This is a genomic window from Mesorhizobium sp. M0074 (assembly GCF_040322975.1).
GTDB lineage: Bacteria > Pseudomonadota > Alphaproteobacteria > Rhizobiales > Rhizobiaceae > Mesorhizobium.
The window spans coordinates 1-579 of the sequence record NZ_JAMYUM010000102.1; the positions used below are offsets into that span (position 1 = coordinate 1).

Below are 579 nucleotides of genomic sequence, written 5' to 3' on the forward strand. Positions count from 1 at the left end.
AAAGCTCGCCCACCGCCCCGAACGGCACCGGCCCACCATGACCGTCCAGAAGATAGATCCGCGTGTTGGCGATCGGACGGCCAATATGCGGCACGGCGTTGTCACTGAGAAGTCGTCCCGACGTTGCCACAACGGTGACTTCCGTAGGGCCATAGTTGTTTATCAACTTGAGAGGAGATGGTATCCGGGAAGGAACACGCTGGAGACGATCACCCCCGATCAGCAAGTACCCCAATTTTGGATTTACCAGCTCGTCTTGCAATGCGGTTGTAGCCAGCGGTGTGGCTAGAAAGGCGGCGTCCAGTGGTTGATCACGCCACCATTGCAACAGACGCGAGGAATCTCCTGCTGCCGCCCTGGGCGGCAGCAGCAATGTGCTACGATTGCATAATGCGGACCATAGCTCCCAGGTGCTGGCGTCGAAAGCCACTGCAGCCGTGAGTGTGCAGCAGGTTTCTGGTTGCGGACAAAACGTTTGCACATGCCATGCTGTAAGATTGACCACTCCGCGATGCTCGACCATGACGCCCTTGGGCGTCCCGGTGGAGCCCGAGGTGTAGATGATGTAGGCGAGATGGC

1 protein-coding gene is annotated in these 579 nt (G+C 58.4%); it reads right to left on the minus strand.

Annotation, left to right across the window (positions count from 1 at the left end):
• On the minus strand, window positions 1–579 hold a 579-nt coding region (locus NKJ73_RS34160; RefSeq protein WP_352572797.1), incomplete at both ends, for an AMP-binding protein.